Here is a 22,053-nt window from a genome sequence, read left to right on the forward strand (position 1 = left end):
GTCCATTATCTAAAGATTCTCGGTTTCTTTTTGCTAAAAGCCAATATTTACTCCCGCGGTCCATGTCGTAGGGATAGGATAGCCCCAGCCTACATTCTCCGGATCTACACCTGTAAAATTCTTCGATTTGACAGTAAACAAATTCTGTCCCGTAAGGTAGACGCGTAACCGGCTCATCCGCAAACGAGAAGCGGTTGCTGTGGGTAACGTGTATCCAATGGACAGGTTTCGAAGTTTCAGATAGGATCCGTTTTCAATAAAATAATTGGACAGTCGGCCTTCATCATTATTATTTGTCGTCTGCAATGCTGGAATTGTCGAAGTTGGATTCTGCGGTGTCCAAGCATTGAGCAGGCGCACACCTTTGTTGGAGTTTACATCATCTACACTCCAAAAATCAGTCTGTTTTTTCAGCCAATTTTCAACATCAATCCCCTGCACCCCCTGAAAATAGGCTGAAAGATCGAAGCCCTTATATTTCAGTGCGATATTCAAACTATAGGAAAAATCAGGATGTGGGTTTCCAATCCAGGTACGGTCCATGTCTGTAATTTGCTGATCTGCATCATACACATTTACGTAGCGCAATCGCCCTATCCCTTTCCCGGTTTGGTTGACATGATTGTCAACATCCATCTGATTTTGAAAGATCCCATCGGTTACATAACCATAAAACGAACCCAACGGTCTACCAATAATATTATCCCCCTGGCGTCCACCGTAGGAGTTTTCAACGGCTACAGGCAAGTGAGTTACCTTGTTTTTATACGACGATAAGACAGCGGTCACATCATAATCCAACCCAAAAGCGGTCTTATTGCGGTATCCCACAGTAAAATCCAGGCCTTTGTTTTCCATCGAAGCCCCATTGGCCCAGCGATAACCACCCTCACCTACAACACCAATATAGGCGGGATTAATCAGCATATCTTTTGTTGCTTTGACATACCAATCAACTGACCCGTAAAGACTTTGGCCAAACAGCGTGAAGTCCAAACCGATATTGGTCTGTGTCGTAGTTTCCCACTTCAGGTCGTTGTTTTCTGTCTGAATTTTCCGGTATCCCGAAGGTAAGATTCCGGTTCCCGAACCCGAAAGATCATAAGCAGTACCGTCGACGATATTCCAAGTTGGGTCACCAACCCCATACTCAGGCACAAAAAGTGCATAAGTCGCTAGATTACCAATCCCCTGATTACCAGTCTGCCCCCAGCCCACACGTAATTTAAGATCAGAAATGTAATCTTTGGTATTCGCCATAAAACGTTCGGATGAAATCCGCCAGCCCGCTGTTACAGCCGGAAAGGTTGCAAAGCGGTTATTTTTGCCAAAACGGGAAGAGCCATCATGTCTCACTGTAAAGGAAGCCAAATAACGGTCATCAAAAGAATAGTTTGCCTTTCCAAAATAAGAGAGGAGCGAAAAGCCTGTCGAGGTACCACCGACAGCAGCAATTCCAGTGCTTACGCCAGGCCACATATACTCAGGCGTTTCGATAGAAAAAGCCCCATCACCACCGGTATATGCGTTAAAATTAATATCATTCTGACGATTCATTTCAACACCAGCCAATAGGTCTATCGTATGATTAGCGATCTCTTTTCGGTAGGTTGCCGTATTCGACCAAGTCCATTTCATTCCATGTGACTGTTCCATATTGACAGCACTTCTATCGCTGCTCATAAACCCGGAACGGTAGGAAAGTTGCAAGTTACGTTTATAATAATTACCGTAATCTATCCCATAGCTTGTCCGGAGATGCAAGTCTTTAATAAGCTGCAAATCGGCATAGACATTTCCAAATAACCGCCAATAGTTGTATTTATTATTTCTGTTGTCATGCAGCAGGCGTACCGGATTATGGCGATCGTTCATTCCCAGCGCTGGACCGCCCCAACCAATGCCGTCAACAGTATGTACTGGTATGATAGGCAATGCTTTCAGGGATAGATCAAGTACATCTCCGGGTACCTGTACCTCGCCTGTATTGTTGACCGTAAAATTCTCCCCAACAACCAGCTTACCATCAAAAAGTTTGTAATCGGCATTCATCCGAGCTGATATGCGCTGGAAATCCGTATAACGAAGAGTTCCGTTATTACGCAGATAACCCAACGAGAAGTATGAACTCGACTTATCCGTCGCCGAACTCAAAGTGGCATTATAGGATTGGAGCAGACCTGGTTTAGAAACTTCATCGAACCAATCCGTATCTGCGGCATACATGGTATGCTCGCGGTCGATATATTGTGGTATAACGACCTTGTTTAGCTGTGGCAGACCATTAGCGTCATTGTTCCACTCAAACTGATAACCAATATTATTGCTGTTCGGATTACCACCGCTATTAATCGTAGCCTGCCATAGTGCCTGTCCATACTGCTGGGCGTTAAGCACCTTCATCCGGTTGTTAAAATGTGTACTGGTTGCATAGGCATCAACTGTAAGCTTTGTTGCGCCGATTTTTCCTCTTTTGGTTGTAATCACAATAACGCCATTTGCTGCGCGTGATCCATAGATACTTGCTGATGAGGCATCTTTCAGGACTTGAATACTCTCGATGTCGTTAGCATTAAGCTCATGCATCCCACCTTGCGTAGGTACCCCATCAATGACATAGAGTGGATCTTGGCTACTGTTGATCGAACTGATACCGCGCATCCGTACCGTGGCAGCTCCGCTGGGACTACCGTCAGAGGTTACCGTCATACCTGCCACGCGTCCCTGAAGTGCTTTCATTGGATTATTTTCAGGCGCTTTCATCATTTCTGTCACATTGACGACGCTCACCGCCCCAGTCAGGTCCTTTTTGCGCTCGGTCTGGTAGCCTGTAACAACCACTTCATCAAGTCCCTTTTCGGTGTTGATCAATCGGATATCCAAAAATTTCCGATCCCCCAATAACATAGTCTGAGGTTCATAGCCTACATAGGTTATTTCCAAAGTACCTTTGTTACCCGCTACCTGCAACACAAATTCCCCTTTTTCATTCGATTTGGTTGCCTGAGTGGTTCCCTTGACCACTAATGACGCTCCAGCGATAGGAGCTGCTGTTCCGCTGTCCGAAATCCGCCCCCGAATTTCTGTCTGCTGCGCGAAAGCAGCTACCGAAAAGAGCGCCAAAGACGGGAGCAACATAACTTGCTGTCTTGTAAACATAATTGGTTATTATAAGTAGATTATTAATTAGATTATTTGTCTCGCTGTTGGTTTTATTTTTGTCATAAACAGCTATTGTTTCACCTTTAGATTGCTATCGCGAAAGATTGGATTCAGCCAATGGAAGCGGTTGATATCTTCAGGACTATAAGCAGGGCATGCACCGCTGCTCTGCGTCACAAAACCACTGAGCGTAGCTGCAAATTCCAGTACTTCCTCAAGTTGAACACCATCCTGCATCTGAAACCTCTTGGCCAGAAAAGCTGCCAAAAATGAATCCCCGCTTCCAATCGTATCTTCTACCTGAACCTTCAATGCTGGAAAATGATAACTTATATTGTCTTTTTTAAAATGATACACTGCACCGTCTGCACCATACGTTACTATAACTTCCTGAATTGCAAAACGCTCCATGATTAGATCTACACGCTGCTGATCAGTAGAAGTAGCTGTAGCACCATTCCAATCCGAAATAATGTGCAGTTCTTCGGCATTCATTTTCACAAAATCAGCGTATTTTAAAAGGCTATGTATTTTTTCGGGACCGAAATATGGAGCGCGCAGATTGACGTCCATCACGCGGAAACGTGCTTTTTCCAGTAACAACAACAAGCTTTGAAAACTTACCTCATCTCTACAGGCTAAACTGCCGTATACCAAAAAATCTATGACCTCAACCTCTTCCAGTACAACAGTATCCACCGCTATTCTATCCCAAGCAACAGGATAAACGATTTCGTATTGTACATTGCGTTCCGCATCAATCGTAACCTCGACCGTTGAGGTGGGTAAACTGTCGTCAAACTGAAAAAGTGTTGTCGGAATTCCCAGTTGCTCACACGCAGAAAGTAGTTCGCTTCCATTTTCATCACGGCCTATGCGTGTCAGCATACGCGTCACAACACCCAATTTATTTAGGTGATACGCTACATTCAAAGGAGCGCCACCCAATTTTTTGCCTGTAGGTAGATTGTCCCAAAGAACCTCTCCAAAACAAATACCTTGTATTGATTTATCTCCGTTTCTCATATTTACTCTTTTTTATACAGCGCTTTGGCTGAGTGCCAAAACAGTGTACCGAATTGATTATTTTAATTTCCTTTACAAATACCTACTTAATGCAGATTGATGGTCTGCCCCATATCTTCCAAAGACCGTCCTTTTGTCTCGGGCATAAATTTCACTACATAAATAAGCTGCAATACCATAAACAGGGCAAACATCAGAAAGGTGCCACCACCGCCAAGAATATCCGTCAGTGCCGGAAAACAAAAAGTGATAATTGCCGCCATCACCCAATGCGTCAGGCTACCAAATGTCTGCCCTTTGGCCCGTACATCATTTGGAAAAATTTCGGAAATAAACACCCAGATCACCGCTCCCTGCGAGAAGGCGAAAAAAGCGATAAAACTCATCAGGTAGATGGTAATGGCGAATCCTGTTGTCTGTCCGGTGTAGAAAGCCTGCGAAACCAATGCTAGCGATACGATCAATCCCAGAGAACCCACAAGCATTAATTTTTTGCGACCTACCTTATCAATAAAATTGATCGCCACCAAAGTGAAAATAAAATTGATCACACCGATACCGACTGTGGATAGCAGCGAACTCTGCGAGCCGAGGCCAGCCATCTCAAAGACACGCGGCGCATAATAAATAATCGCATTGATACCCGAAAGCTGGTTGAATAGCGCAAAACAGAGGGCTAACAAGATCGGCTTGGCGTTTTCACGTATAAATAATTTACCTTCGCCCGCCATCTTATTATTGGATTCCTGAATTTTCTCGATTTCAAGCTCGTAATCTTCAGAATTTATTCTTTTCATGATCTTCGTTGCTTCGGACAAATTATTTTTATGCAATAACAGCCACCTCGGACTTTCGGGAATAAAGAAGATCAATATAAAGAACAGGAGCGATGGAAAGCATTGCACACCCAGCATCCAGCGCCAGGATTCTTCCCCCAATTGTCCGATAAAATAGTTGGATAAGTAGGCAATCAGAATTCCCAATACCACATTAAACTGAAAGAGGCCCACCAACTTGCCTCTTGAAGCCGCAGGGGAAATTTCGGAAATGTAAATTGGCGCCGTCACCGAAGACACACCGACCCCGATTCCTCCCAAAAAACGGAATAAAATAAATATAGTCCAGTCATTCGCCAATGCGCTCCCAATGGCGGAAATAAAATAAAGTGCCGCCACAACAAATAATGTATTCTTGCGGCCAAGCTTATCCGAAGGCAGCGCCCCCAATGCTGCACCGACGACAGTACCTATTAAGGCAATAGCCATTGTAAGCCCATGCTGAAACTCGCTCAGATGCCAATGCTCCTGTACTGCCTTTTCAGCTCCAGAAATCACTGCTGTGTCAAAGCCAAATAAGAATCCGCCCAACGCCACTACAAATGACCAGGCTAATACGGTGTTTTTGTTCATGTTTTCCCTATAATTGATTAACTCAAATTTAACTCAGGATTCATACTAACTTAAATTTGGACACAGCAAAAACATGTATTTATGTAACATTTTTAAAAACACAACAAACCTTTATATATCAATATTTTACAAAAAATTCATCTTTTAAAACTGTTAGTTTTTAGACATATCCTATAGAAAATGATACATATTTATCTCAATCCATTTTAGTGTAATGAATACACTAACCATATACTGATTATCTAAAAAAAGTGAAATGATGTATATTCGGATTGTAAAGGGAAAAAAAATCATGGGAAGACACACCGTTTATGGCCTATTGATCCTATTCCTTTTTTTGGGTTGTCAATCAGTAAGCCAAAAAAAGAAGCGGGTCATCGCTTTTTCGCAATGCATTGGGAATGATGCCTGGAGACAGACCATGCTCGAGGAAATGAAACGCGAACTCTCCTTTAATCCCGACATTGAATTCTTATACCGGGATGCCCATGGCAACAATGCGCAGCAAATTGACCAGATACGTGAACTTGCCAAAGCAGATATCGACCTGTTGATTGTTTCGCCCAATGAGGCGGAGCCGCTTACTCCCATCGTTGATTCCATATACCAGCTGCATATCCCTGTGATCGTAACCGACCGCAAAACCTCTTCAGGTCAATATAATGCATACGTAGGGGCAGACAACCTGGCCATTGGTAAACTTGCAGGTCAATATAGTCAAACTGTCCTTCAAGGCAAAGGCAAGGTCGGATTAGTGACCGGACTATCGGGGACATCAGCTTCCATCGAACGCGAAAAGGGTTTTAAACAAAGTATTTTGGCAGCATCTGGCATGCAAATAAGCGGTATTATCCACGGAGGATGGGAAAAAAATACAGCCTATGCCGAAACGCGAAAGCACATCAGTCAGATGGCGCAAAGCGATGTCATTTTTACTTTCAATGATCAAATGGCCATGGGCGTAAAAAAAGCCCTGGACGAAGCGCAGCTCAAAAAGGATATTAAAATCATCGGCGTAGATGCACTGCCCGGACCGGGCAATGGCTTGGAACAGATTATGCAAGGCCATATGTATGCTTCCATGTTGTACCCCACTGGCGGTACTGAAGCAATCCGAATAGCGCTAGCGATAATCAACAATCAGCCTTATAAACGTGAGAACATCCTTGCTACCTCCGTTATTGACAAAACAAATGCAGAACTACTCGCACTGCAGTCCCATAAGATCCAACAGCAACAAATAGATATCGACAAAAGACAGGAATTTATTACCGAGCAGAACCGTATTTATCAGAATCAAAAGTCTGTCCTCAATGTCCTTGTTGTCAGTCTGGTGCTCGCAGTCGTGTTTGGCGGTGTTTCCGTCATTGTCATCAAAAGCAATTGGGAGAAGAACAAACATCTCGAAATCAAAAATGGCGAAATCTTGTCCCAGCAGAAGCAAATCGTTGAGATGAACAGCCAGATTCAGCAGGCAGCGGAAATTAAAAACGATTTTTTCACCAACATCTCCCACGAGTTCAAAACTCCGCTCACTCTTATCCTAGCACCAATAGAGGATCTCGAAACACGGAAGGATCTTGCCGACGATATCAAAGATCAATTGTCACGTGTCAAACGAAGTGCGAAAAAAATGCAACGCCTGGTAAGCGATCTCATCGATATCCATCGCATCAGCAAAGCAAAGATCAAGCTTCAAGTTTCAGCAGTACAGATTGACCCTTTTATACAACAGGTAATCAACAGCTTTAAGCCGCTGCTCAAAAAAAACAGAATATCCGTCAGCTACGTTAACAAAAGTATATTAAAAGAAGTATGGATTGACGAATACCTGATGGAACAGGTGCTATCCAACCTCCTTTCCAATGCCATAAAACATACCGCAGCCAGCGGAAGAATTGAAATTTCATTGGAAGAAAATAGCTTCAAAGATTACTTCTACTTACGCGTATTGGACAATGGTTTAGGAATTGCACCTATCGATATAGAGCATATTTTTGATCCTTTCTATCAAGGAACAGGTAGCAGGAATGGCTCTGGGATTGGTCTTGCTTACGCCAAACAAATCGTCGAGCTACATCATGGCCAGATCACGGCCAGCAGCAAATTAGGCCATGGTTCGATTTTTACACTACGGATGCCCATAGGCAATGCCCATTACGAGCAGGAAGAGCTCCTGAAAGATGGATCTGGCATAAAGCCCATATTCAAGCAGCAAGAATATCTGGAGCCTGAGGTAAAGTCTCCCGAAAAGAATCTTTCCTTTCATTCTGATAAATCAAAAAGCATCCTAATTGTTGAAGATAACGATGAAATCAGGGACTACCTCAGATCTATCTTAGAAAGCGACTACAATTTATTATTGGCCAGAGATTCGCGTCAAGCCAATAACTTTATGAAAACGCATTTCCCAGATTTGGTACTCACCGATATTATGCTGCCTGACGGCAGTGGCCTAGATATCCTCAAAGATGTTAAAACCTTCTATCAGACTGCTCATATTCCAGTCATTTTGTTGAGCGCACTTGCTAACGAAGAAACTATGCTTGAGGGAAGCCTTTTGAAGGCAGACGACTATATCACCAAACCATTCAATGCAGCCCTCCTTAAGGTACGGATTGGCAATATCCTACAATCGAGGCATCAGCTGAAAGAAAAATATAGCAGCACTGTGGAGCAATTTGATACTTCACAGTCTGATAGCATTAACGAGAGCGACAGACGCTTTCTCAATAGTTTTTCGACGATTGTTGAATCAAAGCTGGCCGATTCAAGGCTGAGCGTCGACGATATTGCCAGCGAACTTCACCTATCACGCGTGCAGCTCTATCGAAAGGTTAAACAGTTGCTCGACTGTAGCATCAGTGAATATATTGTCGAAAGGAGGCTCAAAAAAGCCAAAAGCATGATGGCAGATGGCCTCCATATCAATGAGATCTTCAGCAGTGTCGGTTTTTCATCGGCTTCCTATTTTGCTTCAGCATTTAAAAAGAGATATGGACAGTCGCCAAGCAGTTTTAAAAAAGAGCTTGACCGAAAATAATAGAACAAAAAATCAAATAAAAAAACGGTTAAGCAACTAGTGCTTAACCGTTTTCAATCAACTCATCGCCACACTCAAAAGGTATTCCCAAATCGTGTTAAATGTGCGATTAATAACCTGGATTTTGTTTCAGCGTTCCCTTGCTGTTGTCGATGACAGCCTGCGGAATTGGCCATAATTCATTTTTATCAACTTTGAATGTTCTGTTTTCGGAGAAAAAGCGGTCAGTCAGAGACGTGTAGGTTACCTTCCCTGTTTTTGGATCAACCGTTCCTTGTGATAAAGCACCATTCACTGGACCGTTCAACACATCTTTCGCTATTCCCCAGCGGATAATATCAAAACGACGACGTCCTTCACCCGCCAATTCGACGCGAAGTTCTCGACGTACCAATTCACGTAATTTGCCTTGACCGGCATATACAGCTTTATCCACTTTTGGCATATTAGCACGTTCGCGTACCAAATCTATATTTTCATATACGCTGTTATCAATCTTTCCCAGTTCGATTTTTGCTTCTGCATTTAATAATAATATCTCCGCATAACGCATCACAATAATATTAGTCCCCACATTCCATAGATTGGCATAGCTACTTGGGTTTTGGATATATTTTTTATAGTTATATCCTGTACTTGAGGCATTATCTGCCGCAGTAGGGTAATCGTCTGAACTGCGGCTCAATGGATCAAAGTATTTTCCATTATAAAATGCTCCTGGATAAACAATTGTTGCGCTCAGACGTGGGTCTCTATTTTCATAAGGATTTGCTGGATTATAACTTGTCGATTCTTCGATTGGTTTTCCCTCAGCTGTTTCATAAGCATCTACCAGATTTTGGGTAGGCACAATTGATCCCCATCCCCCCATGGAATTGGGCAGCATAATGCCAAGCATGGTATATCCTTGCACATTGGCTACATACTCGATATTCATCATCACTTCACTGTTATTTTCATTCGCTTCTTCAAATAATGTCGCATAATTATCGAATAGTTTGTAGGTTCCGGATGAAATAATTTCTTGAGTTGTATTGATTACGTCCTGATGCTTCTTTTGAAAGGCATAACAACGAGCCAATAGGCCCAAAGCAGCACCCCTTGACATTCTTGCGCCACCTTTTGAATAAGTCAAATCAACCGCCGCCTCTTTTAATTCCTTTTCCACAAACTCGAGTACCTCTTTTTGAGTATTTGCCGGAATGTAAGCATCCTCCTTCGCCATTGTTTTGGTGACAATCGGCACAGCGCCGAACAAGGTGGCCATATCAAAGTATCTGTAAGCACGGATCACCCGAACTTCGGCTATCAACTTTTTTCTTTTTTCCACAGCCATCGGTGCTTTATCAATATTCTCCAAGATATAATTTGCACGACGAATATGTTCATAGGTATACCTTGCTTCGGCATTTCCAGAATTTGTTGGTGTTGCTGTACCGTTTCCTAGACCTTGAAAGCCCTCCCATGGAAAATCGCTATTGGAATTATCTGAAGTACAGTCCATATAAAAGATTTGCGTCCCATCTTCCCAGGCAGAACCCTCGTTCATTTTTCCGTCCCCATCACTTGTTCCACTATACAATCCAGTCACAGCAAAGTCCGCCTCCGCTTCTGTTTTCCAAAAATTATCAGCATTATAGGCATCTAAAGGTTCTTGATCCAGTTTCTGACACGAAAATAAAAGTGTCGCAACACCTAGTGCTATGGTTATATTTTTAAGTTTCATAATTTACAATTAAAAGTTTACGTTAAGACCAAAGACATTTGTTTTTACTTGCGGATAGTAATTACCGCGTGAATCAGCTGGTGCCTCTGGATCAAATCCTTTAGCAAATCCAGTGAATGTCAACAGATTTTGACCGCTATAATAAAGTTTGGCTCCCTTTATTCCAATTCGATCCGTAAATGTTTTTGGCAGCGTATAGCCAAAAGTGATATTTTTTAGGCGTACATAACTTGCATTTTGAATCCAAAAGTCCGAAGGGGTACCCGAAGGACTATTTTGTGCCCAGCTGGTCAGTGCACGTGGCATAGATCCACTTGGATTTGTTTCGGCATTAAAGCGATCAGCATAGATGGTGGTAGGTTTATCCGACCCAGAGATGCCGCCAATGGCTTCGCCCCACAGATATCCTTGTACCTTTGCTGCTCCTTGGAAAAAAAGACTCAGATCAAAGTTTTTATAGCTCATATTTGAAGTCAAGCCAAAGATGAATTTAGGATCTGGCGATCCTAAATACACCCGGTCATTGCCATCAATCTTCTTATCACCATTTTGATCCTTGTAAATAATATCACCAGCGCCAACAGTACCGTTTACCCCTTGAATTCCACTGTTTTTATATTCCTCATCCGATCTATAAATTCCAGCCGACTCATAGCCATAAAAGGAACGAATAGGTCGACCTTGCTCATAAACATAAAATGTTCCATTCACTTGTGCTTCGTCACTTGCCCATTTTTTAATCTGATTGTTTATATATGAACCATTGGCGGCAATGCTATATTTAAAATCACCTATGCTATTCTGATAATTGACCTGCAATTCCACGCCATTATTCTGTACTTTCCCCGCATTTTGGTATGGCGCAGGTAAACCATATAAATTTGATACAGGAAGTTTTAACAAAACTCCGTTTGTACGACGATCAAAATATTCAAATACAAAACCCAAATTATTCTTCAGGTTTAGATCCACACCAATATTTGTACTCGCTGTTTCTTCCCAACTTAGCAACGGGTTTGCGGACTGTACAGTCGCACCGCCTGAACTAGGCTCTGTGCTAAACGGATAGTTAAATCCTGGCGCAATTGTAAATATTCCCGGATAAAATGCATCCGCTGTTGGATATGCATTGTCTGAAATTGCTGAAAGCTGTTGATTTCCTAATTTACCCCAGCCTCCACGCAATTTAAGTTCTGCTATTCCATCGGCTAATGATGATTCTTTAAAGAAATCTTCCTGTGAAATACGCCATCCTGCCGAGAAAGAAGGGAAAGTGCTCCAACGGTTTGTTCCTAAGAAACGTGAGGTACCATCGTGTCTGACATTTGCTTCTACAAGATATTTATCCGCAAAAGCATAATTGATCCGGCCAAAGAAAGAACGCAAAATTAACTTCTTCGCACCACCATCTACCTTCATCCCTGCTTTACTGCCTAAATTTAGTTCCGAAAAATCATTATTTAAAAAATTTTGGGCATAGGCACTTGAATAATCAGCTTTGAATGTCTCATCCATAAAGCCGCCTAAGACATTAAACTGATGATTACCAATTTTTTTATCGTAGGTCAATAAGGTCTGAAACGTCAATCTTTCGGACTGAAAATTATAAACAGTCAAATTGTTGACACCTTGTTTTGGTCCTAATTCACCATTTCGATTGTAGTATTGAATGTCTTTAACATATTTGGAAGACATATTGTCTATAGGCTGAAATCCGATGACTTGTTTAATTTTAAGACCCTCTAAGATTTTAAATTCACCCGAAAAATTCACCTGCGTATGCTTATAGATCATGTTGTCTTTCGATTCCATATCCATCCATGCGATGGGGTTACCATCACTACCACGGCCATAAATACCGTTACTATATTTATAGGGAATAAAATTTGGAATCCGGTTGACCTGTCTAAAGATCTGCGCCATATCACCCGTATATGGATTTACCGGTTCAGTAATACGTTGATAATTATAGGCTAGCCCCAGGTCAAAGCGTAATCTTTCTGAAACTTTTGCCCCCACATTGGTCCGCAAGTTATAACGGTCTGAACTGGCAACTTTAATAACACCTTTCTGTCCTAGATAACCACCTGACGCCATATATTGCACATCTTCTGTGCCGCCTGTGACCTGTAAGTTATGTGCTTGCTGAAATCCAGAACCTTTATACAATAGACCTAACCAATCTGTATTGGGATGTCCATCCGGATCCGAACCATTTTTATAAAGTTCGAGATCTTCTGCTGTAAAACGAGGCTTATAAACCTTATTTTTTGGTGTTTCATTTTTAATTGCCTCATTTAAAATCACGGCATGATCATAAGAATTCATGTATTCCGGAAGCCGCGTTGGGTCCTGGATACCAGCGTATCCTGTATAATTTAATTGTGGTTTACCACTACCACCTTTTTTTGTCGTAATTAAAATGACCCCATTTGCCGCCTTCGAACCATAGATCGCAGCGCTCGGTCCATCTTTCAATACAGATACACTTTCAATGTCATTTGGGTTGATATTGTTCATTGAACTTTCGATACCGTCCACAATCACTAAGGGATTGGCATTGTTGATTGTACCCAGACCACGAATCCGTATGGTACCATTATCTTTACCCGGTTGACCAGAGTTCTGTGTAATGGTTACACCGGAAAATTTACCTTGAATAGCCGATGATACGTTCGTCACGGGGCGATCCTGTAAATCTTTTGACGTAATCGCCTGTACGGCACCAGTTAAGTTTACTTTCTTTTGTTTAGCGAAACCGACCACGACGACTTCTTCCAACGCCGAATTGTCACTTTCCAACTGAATGGAAATTGTATTCCCGCTAACAGTCACTTCTTTGGACTTATAGCCCACACTACTTACAACCAAAATATCACCGGTCTTTGCCTTGATCGAAAATCCACCCTTTGCATCCGTGGATGTCGATACTGAGGTACCCTTCACAGAAACCGTCGCCCCAGCCAATGGTCCGTCCTCCGCCGTGACTTTACCTGCAATTGGGTTTTGTTCGACGGCATACCCCATATTCATCAATACAGCTGGTCGATCTACCGCAAATGTATGTTGCGAAGACGCCACAAGAAGAGCAATAGCAAGCAGGCTTACCTTTTGGTTACTTGTAAATTTTGAAATCATAATTAAATAGTTAGTTATTATTTAGTCAGTCAGTTTTTTCAGTTTAAGATTGACTGGTTTAGTCCCTTAAATTAGAGGGATATTCTTTGGAAAAAAAGTATTGGACAAACGAAATCGATTGCGTGAATAGCGCAATCGATTGTTTAATCCCTATAAAATGAAATTTATGTTACTTGTCTTTATCAGAATTTTTGTGAAAAGATTTTGATGATTTCTTCGTCCGCCTTCGATGGGCTTGGGATGCTAAGGGCCGAATACTAGCATACAGATTTTTATAATTAACAATGGACTGTTCAACCTGTCGTATCGCACGGAGTAATTCTCCAAATGCATCTTCCAGTTTCCGCTTTGCGTTTGAGCCATTCCTGTGGATCAGCCTCACTTTCAAGTAGTCGATCTATACACTCCATCAGCAGCTTATGCTGTTTTTTGTCTATTCCGGTAGCCAAATTTTCTGTCTATTTAAGTAAGATGGACACCTGGAGCAAGAAAGCCCCAGATGCCTCATCCTGTATCAGGATCTAAAATGAATAGCGCAGGCCGAGCTGTACCTGAGCTCTTGAATTAAAATAATCAATACTATAAGGTGTCCCGGGATTGCGAAACTCGAATACAGGCCAATTTCCCTCATTCTGCTGCGGTGGAAACAGCGTCGGCGTCAGTCCCACCGAACTGGTGGAATTGAATGTATTCGGTGAAAAGTACTGTACCCCCCATTTCCTGTAAAGTAAGTTGGTCAGATTCATCACATCAGCCGAAAGTGTCAGGATATGTCCCTTTCCATTGACCGGTAGTTCATGTGCAAGCCGCAGATCGGCCTGTACATTCCAGGGCGTACGTGCTTTGTTACGTTCGGTAAAATCGCCCCTTCGCCCGCTTAAATATTCATTTGCATCAATAAAAGCATTAAAAGCGGCAGCTTGTTGTGCAGCTGTCTGCCCACCGGCAATGTCTTTAAAATATTGAATCGCTTCCGACGCTGTCGGTATATAGACCAGCGATACCTGCTGTGGTAATCCCTGTATGCTATTGTTTACAATACCATAAGTAAATGGCGAACCGGACTGCGCGGAAAAGAACAGTGTGACATTTGTCCGTCCGGCACGATGCCATAGTTTATCATAACCGATACTCGCTACAATCCGATGCCGGATATCAAAATTGCTATGGGCCAGGTTTGGATTATTGGGAATCAGGGACTGGTTAAGCTGCCAATTCGACTCCATGGAGTTCCGCACCCCATTGGATAGATCTTTTGACATGCCGTAGGTGTAGCTCGCAGTTGCATTTAAAGTTTTGTATTTCTTCGCCACCGTCCCTGTCACACTGTATTTATACCCTTGATTGGTATTGCTCAGCAAGTAAATATTCGAAAAACGGGTATCTACTGTACCACTGTATACGGGCTGTTGATGCGTACGATCATAACCATACCAATGTGGATTATCGGAGGTGTTGAGCTGCTGGAATAACACATCACTGATATTCTTGGTATAGATCCCTTCGAGCGTAAACTTCCAGTCACCGGACACCTCATAATCCATTCCTAAACTTGCACGGAATACCTGTGGTAGCGTGAATCCATTGTCAACGAGATCGACCTGCGTTTTTCCGCTATTCGGATCATTGACGACAGCACCATTCTGAGCAATAAAATCTGCCAGGCCATTTTCACTCGGACGTATTGCATCACTGCCCGGAGCAAAAGGTTTTTGATCTGCCCGCTGGTCGAAAGCACCGTAACTATTTCCGGTATTGTAATAGGCGTAAGCCAACCACGCAAAAGGAATACGTCCCGTAAACAATCCTGCACCGCCTCGCAATACAAGTTTGCGATCTTCCGTTACTTCCCAACGGAAGCCTACTCGTGGCGATAATTGTACCCTATTCATAAAATCATTGCGCAGACGACTTAATGGGGTATACAGATAGGTCGTACCAAAATTAGGATCTGAGAGAATACTCTTTACTTTATCGCTCAGTCCGGGCATTTCCGGAAGGCTTGCCAAATCTGCCCGTAGCCCAGGTGTAATCCGCAGTCGATCGTGTATTCTGATCTCGTCCTGTACATACACACTGTACATATTCACAGCAAAATCTGCCGCTGGATTTGCTAGGATATAATCGCGGGTATTGTTGTAATAATTGTAGCTACCGCGCACACGATATGGATTGTTATTAACAAAATCTTCGATACTGTTGTAATCAACACGCCCGTTCCAGCTATTGACAAAGCCGTAACGAATTTTATACAACTCGTTGTGGGTACCGAACAGCAGTTTATGTCTTCCTGTGTTCCAGGTTAAATTGGCCGTAAACTCCCAGGTACGCTGCTGCATATCAAAAATACTTGCTTCGCGGTCCGTACCGATGTAGATCGTCGTTCCGGGGGTATGCCCCTGAATCTGCACCTGCGGCAGCGTGGGGTCTGAAAGTGGATCGCGGCTGTCATTTACAATGGTATAACCGATCACCGCATTTGCGGATAGATTGTTTGAAAACCGGCTCTTCAATTCAGCTACCGTACTGCTCTGGTTATTGGTCTGTTTGAAGGCCATGCTCGAAAAGCGAAAGTCCTGTTGGTCGCGGTCCATATGCGTCGCCGAACTGCGGATGGTATTGTTCCGGACCGCCAGCTGATGCTTGGCATTGATATTCCAATCTATACGGTTAAAGAACTTCACCGATTTGCTCCAATTGATATACAAACCAGCAGTCCCGGCGTCAAATAAGTTACCATAGCGTTCTTTGACGGTATTTGCTATTTTTTCTGCATCCGTCACACTCAGTATCTGAGCCGTTTCAGCTGTGCTGACAATTAGCTGTGTCGGATCCTGCCGGCGCGCGATTTCTTCATTGCTGAAGAAGAACAGTTTATTTTTAATAATCGGGAAACCGATACGGAAACCAGACTGATAGTCGTAGAAGTCACTGTTCATTTTTCCCAATGTACCGACCCTATCTTTTCCGGTCAACGACGCATTGCGGCCAAAACCATAGACGGAGCCTTCGATTTTATTTGTTCCCGATCGGGTCACAGCATTCACCGAACCGCCGGTAAAGTTCCCGATCTTGACATCATAGGGTGCAAGATAAACCTGCACATCCTGAATCGCATCGATAGAAATCGGATTGGTTCGGGTCGAGCTCCCCGCCATGCCCGAGGTACCGGTCTGCCCACCCAAAGAAGGCGAAAAACCGATTGCATCGTTGTTGATTGCACCATCCACGGTGACATTATTGTAACGGAAATTGGTTCCGCCAAAGCTATTGTCGCGGCTTCCCTGAGGTGTCAAGCGTGTAACGTCGGTAATTGAACGCGATACTGTCGGCATATTGCGGATCTGGTCACCCGAGATATTTTTACCGGCACCGAAGGTATCAGCTCGCTGCCCCCTTGTCCGGGCGCTGACGACCACCTCCTCTATCCGTTGGTTGGCTGCGGTCAGCAGCAGCTCAACCTCCTGGGCTCCCCCCAAACGGATATAAATATCTTCCCGTATATCGGGTTGCAGCCCTACAGCTGTAACCGTAACGCGATAAGGTCCGCCGATCCGCATATTATTGATCGTAAAACGTCCGTCCTTATCTGCTGAAAGTGTATATTTTGTACCCGAAGGCGTGTGAACAGCCTCGATGGAAGCTCCCGCTATCAGTGTTTTTGTACCGTCCAGTACACGCCCCGTCAGAGCCCCCGAAGTCTCCTGGGCCAAAATCCCTGTTGGCTGTAATTGCAGCAGGGATATGGCAATAAGCATCCCTAGCCAACGATATATTGTATTATTGATTGTTCTCATGTAAACATTTTTTATAAATCTGCGTGAATAACACCCAGTCTTTCACCTTATTGTTGGAGTGTATGTCCCATTACATGGATGACTCCATTTCCCGCAAGTACATCCATACGTAGCGGTGTTAGTGCCCAGGAATTGCCGATGCCTTTAATAGTTATCCCCGTAAAACTATTGGGTACATTGTATTGACCAAGCAAGTTGATGGTCACGGTCTTTTCATTCAGCATCGTTTCGGTATAACTCGTTGTTCCATCAGGTGTCAGCAAAAAATAATCCTGTGCAAACTTTCGCTCTTTGGCGATATGGTAGCTCAGTAGTTTTTTCAACTCTACGGGGTCAGCCTTTTCGATCGCTTCCAGATCGGGATAGCCCATTTGTTTTATCGCTGTATTATTGAGTGCAAATACTGTATAATTCGCTGTACCTGCCAATGATTCCAGCAGCTCGGAAACCTTTAAAGCCTGATAAAACAGACTGAGATCCACATTCGCGGCTAGCGCCTGTTTGAGATTGCCGTGAACATTGGGAACCAATAGACGGTCAAGCACCTGCATCACACCATTAGAAGCTTTGGTATCAGCCTGCAGCAGCCGCCCACCATTGATAGTCGTCAGTGTATCTTTTCCGCGCTTCACGCGGCTCCAATACACTTTGGTACCCAATAAAGTTTCCTCCTCCTGGTTCATTTTTAAGGCCTTTCCAGTAAACACTACCGGGGCTTTCAAGATATGATAATTTCCTTGCTCGGCGAGCTTGCCCGCTGGTTCGGCATATACAGCCGCTGGATTTTGATAACCAGCAGCTTTGTAAGCATCGTCCGATGGGGCCAATAATGTATACGAACCATCCTGCATCAATATGTTATTCAGCCCACTTTTATGAAGTGCAGTAGCAAGATAGGTTAATCCAAAATTGTCCCGAACCACATCATTTAAGGTATTTTTTTCGACACCATCATTTGGATTTATGGCATCCTTAGAACAGTTCACCAGGGATAATATCACCAAGATGGCGTATAGATAGTTGATTGATTTCATGTCTTTTTGTCTAATCGTTTACGCTTTTTGTACTATTTTGTCTTGTGCCACATGCTGAAATCATCCGGCACAATGATCCGATCAACAACATGGACTGGCCCCTGGATGGTGTTGATATTTTCCTCAATAATGTCCGAAGGCTGTTCTTTGCTTTTCACATGACCAACCTGGATGCGATTGCCTTCGTGGTAAAAACGATGGTAGATATTCTTGAATTCAGTCAACCTGTTGTTGTCCAACATTTGCGAAAAAATAGTTGCATTATTTAAAAAACGGTCCATTTGCACATCGACCGTAACCATGGAATAATCTTCATTGTAACCTGTCTCCAGTCTCGCACCTCCTATATACTGGTACTTGAGCAGGCTATCCACCGGAGTTAATTGGTTTGTTTCATAGTACCATGGGGTTTCGATCCGTCCATTCAATGCCCGTAGATCAGCCTCCGTATAAATGCCCATCCGGTTGAAAGCTGCATCGGTCGGCGCAAACAGTGTGCAATGGATTACATGTCTAGGCCGTTCACTACTGTAGTGAAAAGTACCCTCAAAATAATAGTTCCAATCGAGCATAAAACGAACCGGTAAACCAAAACCCGGATACATATTCATCGTAAAATCATTGGCATATTCTGTATTGCTAAGTTCCATGGACTTTAAATACAAGGAAAAACGGCCGTCCTTTACCAAAAAATCGTACATCTGCTGCTGGGGAGCTTTAAGAACCTGCTCAATAATAAAAACATGTCCCTGCGCAACGGCAAGTTCCTGCCCAATCTTTAATTTCTTTCCATCGATAATGAAGTTTCCTCCGTCCATACTCAGTTGCTGCCGATAGAAATAAGGTACCGTCCGCACCAATGTACCATCCCGGGGTTCACCATCCAAAAATTTAGGATGCTTCAATAGTGTAAAATAAGTCAGATCCCGCCCTATCATAGCCAGTTGATCAGAACTGATTGCACCGTTGAGTACATGATAGCGCAATACAGTCTGCAAGGAGTCTTTTGTTAGCTGCTGTATTTTTACGGCCGTATATCCAGCGGTTTCCATTGCACTATTGTTCGAAACCAAAAAGGTTAATTTGGCCTGCGCCTGTTCGGTGGCCAGTACTTTATCCATGTCGGCCTTTTGCCACATTGCTTTAAACAAACTGGTATTCTCCGGCAGTCCTTCTAGCAGCGAAGGATAGGTTGGCACCAGGATCTCTTCTCCCACTGCGTCAGGCATAAACTCCGTCTTTTTACAGCCGGAAAATAAGAGAACGACAGCGAATATTGCAAGCGTAATATATTGATTTAAACTACTTTTCATCGTTGATTTGTCTTAGTTGATTCCTTAATCAATGCTTCTTCGGGCAATACCAAAAGGCTGTTTATTCCATGTACAACGCCATTGTCCGCTTTATAATCCGTTTGATAACCAGGTTGAAAGTTACTGATCCGTAGTGGCGTATTGGCTTCAGGAGCTTGGCTGTGAATAATAAAGGGTTCCATTGGCGTATTGGCGGAAATACCAAAATAATATAATTCATCACCCACGATGCGCGCACGATAATAAGGACTTCCGTAATAGCCTGAGCCCGGTAACTGTCCATAGATTGCCATATCGGAAAGAAAGAAGTGGTTGTACAGCAGATAAACACGCGACAATCGTTTGCCATATTTGCCAGGATCCAACTGAGCGATGTCATTGGCTGTTATTCCAGCCTTTTCGAAGGCTTCGTTATCGGGAGCAAAAACAGTTGTATTGGCAGGCGCTCCCAGGCGCTCCCAATCTCCCGTACGTTTGAGCAATGCAATAAATAAGCTATACTCTGGTTTGGAATTTAATACATCTTGTATGGTTGGATTATACTTAAGCACTTTGTCAACGACATGCAATACACCATTCGCCAATACAATATTCTGCGTCGCTAAGACAGATTTTGAGCCATTAACATAGAAGTCCGAAATTAGCGTACATTCCGCACAGACTTTTTGGTTTTTATAACCGATAAACAGTTCTTTTGCCATCATGTTAACATATTTGTTGTCGATGGTATTTGGTGGTACATCACTGGTATACAACCTGCGCGGCAAAATATGATAAAGCAATAGCTGCCGCAGGCTATCTTGCTTCATGCTCGCGAAATCACTGGCACGGACAATACCGAGATCATTGAAAGCTTTATTCGTTGGCGCGAACAGTGTATAAGGCCCAGGCTCTTTGAGCAGATCCAACAAATCAGCCTGCTTCAATGCAGCATAAAATAAGGTCAGATTATAGTTGTTACCAATAAAATCCGCTGCATTGCTGTATTTGTCACTTTCGACATACAGATCAAGATCTTTATTCTTGCATGCATGGAAAAAGAATGTGTTTAAAAGTAAAGCAAGCCAAAATAGTATTTTCATACTGCCCGATCGCATGCCGCCGGTCTGTCTGCCCACTGTTTGCTGATTTATAGCTAAAATATCAGGTCTCATAATTAATAAATAGGTTGCGGATATTTACGTTGTACCGTGGTCAGAAAGGCATTTCCATTGACGATTTCAATACTATTGACTACACCGAAAGTTCGTGGATTAGCTGTTCCAGAATGAACATTGACTGTTAGACCGGGAAAAAAAGTATTTAGATAATAACTGGGCGAATATTGTGCATGATCCATCAGGATATAGCCGAAAGTACCGTCTTTAACAGCAGGTTCCGTAAGCCCTCCCGGGACCGATGGCGGTTCGAGATAGGATCCTGCGGTACGCGGATCAATGGAAGGCGCAAACAACTGGATATATTGCCAGGTATTGGAATAAATCTTATTTTTATCCTGCAAGAAGATCGGGAAACCATAATAAGGCGTCACTTTAGGGGCACCAATGTTACGCAATATCTGACCAGCGTATTGATAACTAAAATTTGGAATACGTTGCTGCACGGTCGCTCCGGCAGCGTTCACACTTGGCTGAATATGCGTGATAAAAATATTCATCGTATCACGTATACCATAACGCAAGGACCTTGTTGTCCCCGGTACGGGCAATTTCTGTGAAAGGTCCGCCTGTAGAAAACCTTTGGCACTCAGGTTATAAAAATTGACATAAGTCAGGGTATCCGAAAAGCTCTGTTTATGGAAAGTCTCCTGACGTACATAGAGTCCGTTTTCCTTCGTCTTAAAGTCTTTCTGCAGTATATGTAAAGTATACACTTCACGGGAGGACAGATCAATAATTGTATCCAGAAATACTTTGCGCTGCTGCTCATCGGGCAATTGCGCGAAAGGCACAGTGCTGATAGGGCGTGCCATAAATAAAAAACGACGTTTTCCCGCAGAGACCTGTGCCCAATTTGTTAAATCAAAACCATTCAATATAGGTGCTGTGGGTACCAGTTCTTTACCCGGGTATTCGGGGTTGTATTTAGAAGTACTCAATCCGGCATGTGCGGCATTAGGGGCTGCATAAATATTCCGTTTATCCAAAAAATCACCTATCGCCAATCCGCCAATAGGTTTGCCCGATGCATCAAACTCTGGATCAATAAACATGCAAAAAAAGGGCTGCGCTTCTTCTTTATTATCCAAGGTGAGCGTATATGTCAAATTATTAAATACCCGGATATAGGCAGGATCTTCGACAGTACGATATTCGGTTTTTGTACAGCTAGCTACGCAAAAAACAAACGATAACGCGATAACTGCAAAAATGGGACAATTTAAAATCTTGTGTTTCATAAAAATG

11 protein-coding genes are annotated in these 22,053 nt (G+C 43.1%); 1 reads left to right on the top strand and 10 read right to left on the bottom strand.

The features are described 5' to 3' along the window. Positions 1-33 precede the first annotated feature (33 nt). The 3 genes from B4G94_RS12520 to B4G94_RS12530 form a co-directional block, all read right to left on the bottom strand. Positions 34-3,159 carry a SusC/RagA family TonB-linked outer membrane protein gene (locus tag B4G94_RS12520; RefSeq protein ID WP_286859210.1) on the bottom strand — a complete coding sequence of 1,042 codons (3,126 nt, stop codon included), beginning with the start codon at positions 3,157-3,159 and terminating at the stop codon, positions 34-36. A gap of 72 nt (positions 3,160-3,231) precedes the next feature. Further along, positions 3,232-4,188 (bottom strand): carbohydrate kinase family protein, encoded by a 957-nt coding sequence (locus B4G94_RS12525; protein WP_286859211.1) that lies wholly within the window; start codon positions 4,186-4,188, stop codon positions 3,232-3,234. Positions 4,189-4,274: 86 nt separating this feature from the next. Next, entirely contained in the window at positions 4,275-5,597 is a 1,323-nt protein-coding gene (locus B4G94_RS12530; protein ID WP_286859212.1) for a sugar porter family MFS transporter, read from the bottom strand. A gap of 292 nt (positions 5,598-5,889) precedes the next feature. Between B4G94_RS12530 and B4G94_RS12535 the strand changes: the two genes are divergently transcribed. Then, positions 5,890-8,640: a substrate-binding domain-containing protein gene (locus B4G94_RS12535; RefSeq protein WP_286859213.1), complete on the top strand. Its 2,751-nt coding sequence runs from the start codon at positions 5,890-5,892 to the stop codon at positions 8,638-8,640. Positions 8,641-8,749: 109 nt separating this feature from the next. On the opposite strand, the gene B4G94_RS12540 is transcribed toward B4G94_RS12535, so the two are convergent. The 7 genes from B4G94_RS12540 to B4G94_RS12570 form a co-directional block, all read right to left on the bottom strand. Continuing rightward, complete coding sequence (locus tag B4G94_RS12540; RefSeq protein ID WP_286859214.1) at positions 8,750-10,366, bottom strand: RagB/SusD family nutrient uptake outer membrane protein; 1,617 nt, start codon at positions 10,364-10,366, stop codon at positions 8,750-8,752. 9 nt (positions 10,367-10,375) lie between these two features. Beyond that, positions 10,376-13,504 carry a SusC/RagA family TonB-linked outer membrane protein gene (locus B4G94_RS12545; protein ID WP_286859216.1) on the bottom strand — a complete coding sequence of 1,043 codons (3,129 nt, stop codon included), beginning with the start codon at positions 13,502-13,504 and terminating at the stop codon, positions 10,376-10,378. A gap of 521 nt (positions 13,505-14,025) precedes the next feature. After that, positions 14,026-17,301, bottom strand: a complete 3,276-nt coding sequence (locus tag B4G94_RS12550; RefSeq protein WP_286859218.1) for a TonB-dependent receptor — start codon at positions 17,299-17,301, stop codon at positions 14,026-14,028. A 47-nt stretch (positions 17,302-17,348) separates the two neighbouring features. Continuing rightward, a complete protein-coding gene (locus B4G94_RS12555; protein WP_286859220.1) occupies positions 17,349-18,335 on the bottom strand; it encodes a fasciclin domain-containing protein in 987 nt (328 codons plus the stop codon). 32 nt (positions 18,336-18,367) lie between these two features. Next, the gene (locus tag B4G94_RS12560; RefSeq protein ID WP_286859222.1) at positions 18,368-19,648 is read right to left on the bottom strand and encodes a fasciclin domain-containing protein; all 1,281 of its coding nucleotides are present in this window, start codon (positions 19,646-19,648) and stop codon (positions 18,368-18,370) included. Next, positions 19,645-20,802 carry a fasciclin domain-containing protein gene (locus B4G94_RS12565; RefSeq protein ID WP_286859223.1) on the bottom strand — a complete coding sequence of 386 codons (1,158 nt, stop codon included), beginning with the start codon at positions 20,800-20,802 and terminating at the stop codon, positions 19,645-19,647. The genes B4G94_RS12560 and B4G94_RS12565 overlap by 4 nt, the downstream gene beginning before the upstream one ends. 2 nt (positions 20,803-20,804) lie before the next feature. Next, the gene (locus B4G94_RS12570; RefSeq protein WP_286859226.1) at positions 20,805-22,046 is read right to left on the bottom strand and encodes a hypothetical protein; all 1,242 of its coding nucleotides are present in this window, start codon (positions 22,044-22,046) and stop codon (positions 20,805-20,807) included. Between the last annotated feature and the right edge of the window lie 7 nt (positions 22,047-22,053).

It is taken from the genome of Sphingobacterium sp. UBA7625, assembly GCF_002484085.1.
GTDB lineage: Bacteria > Bacteroidota > Bacteroidia > Sphingobacteriales > Sphingobacteriaceae > Sphingobacterium > Sphingobacterium athyrii.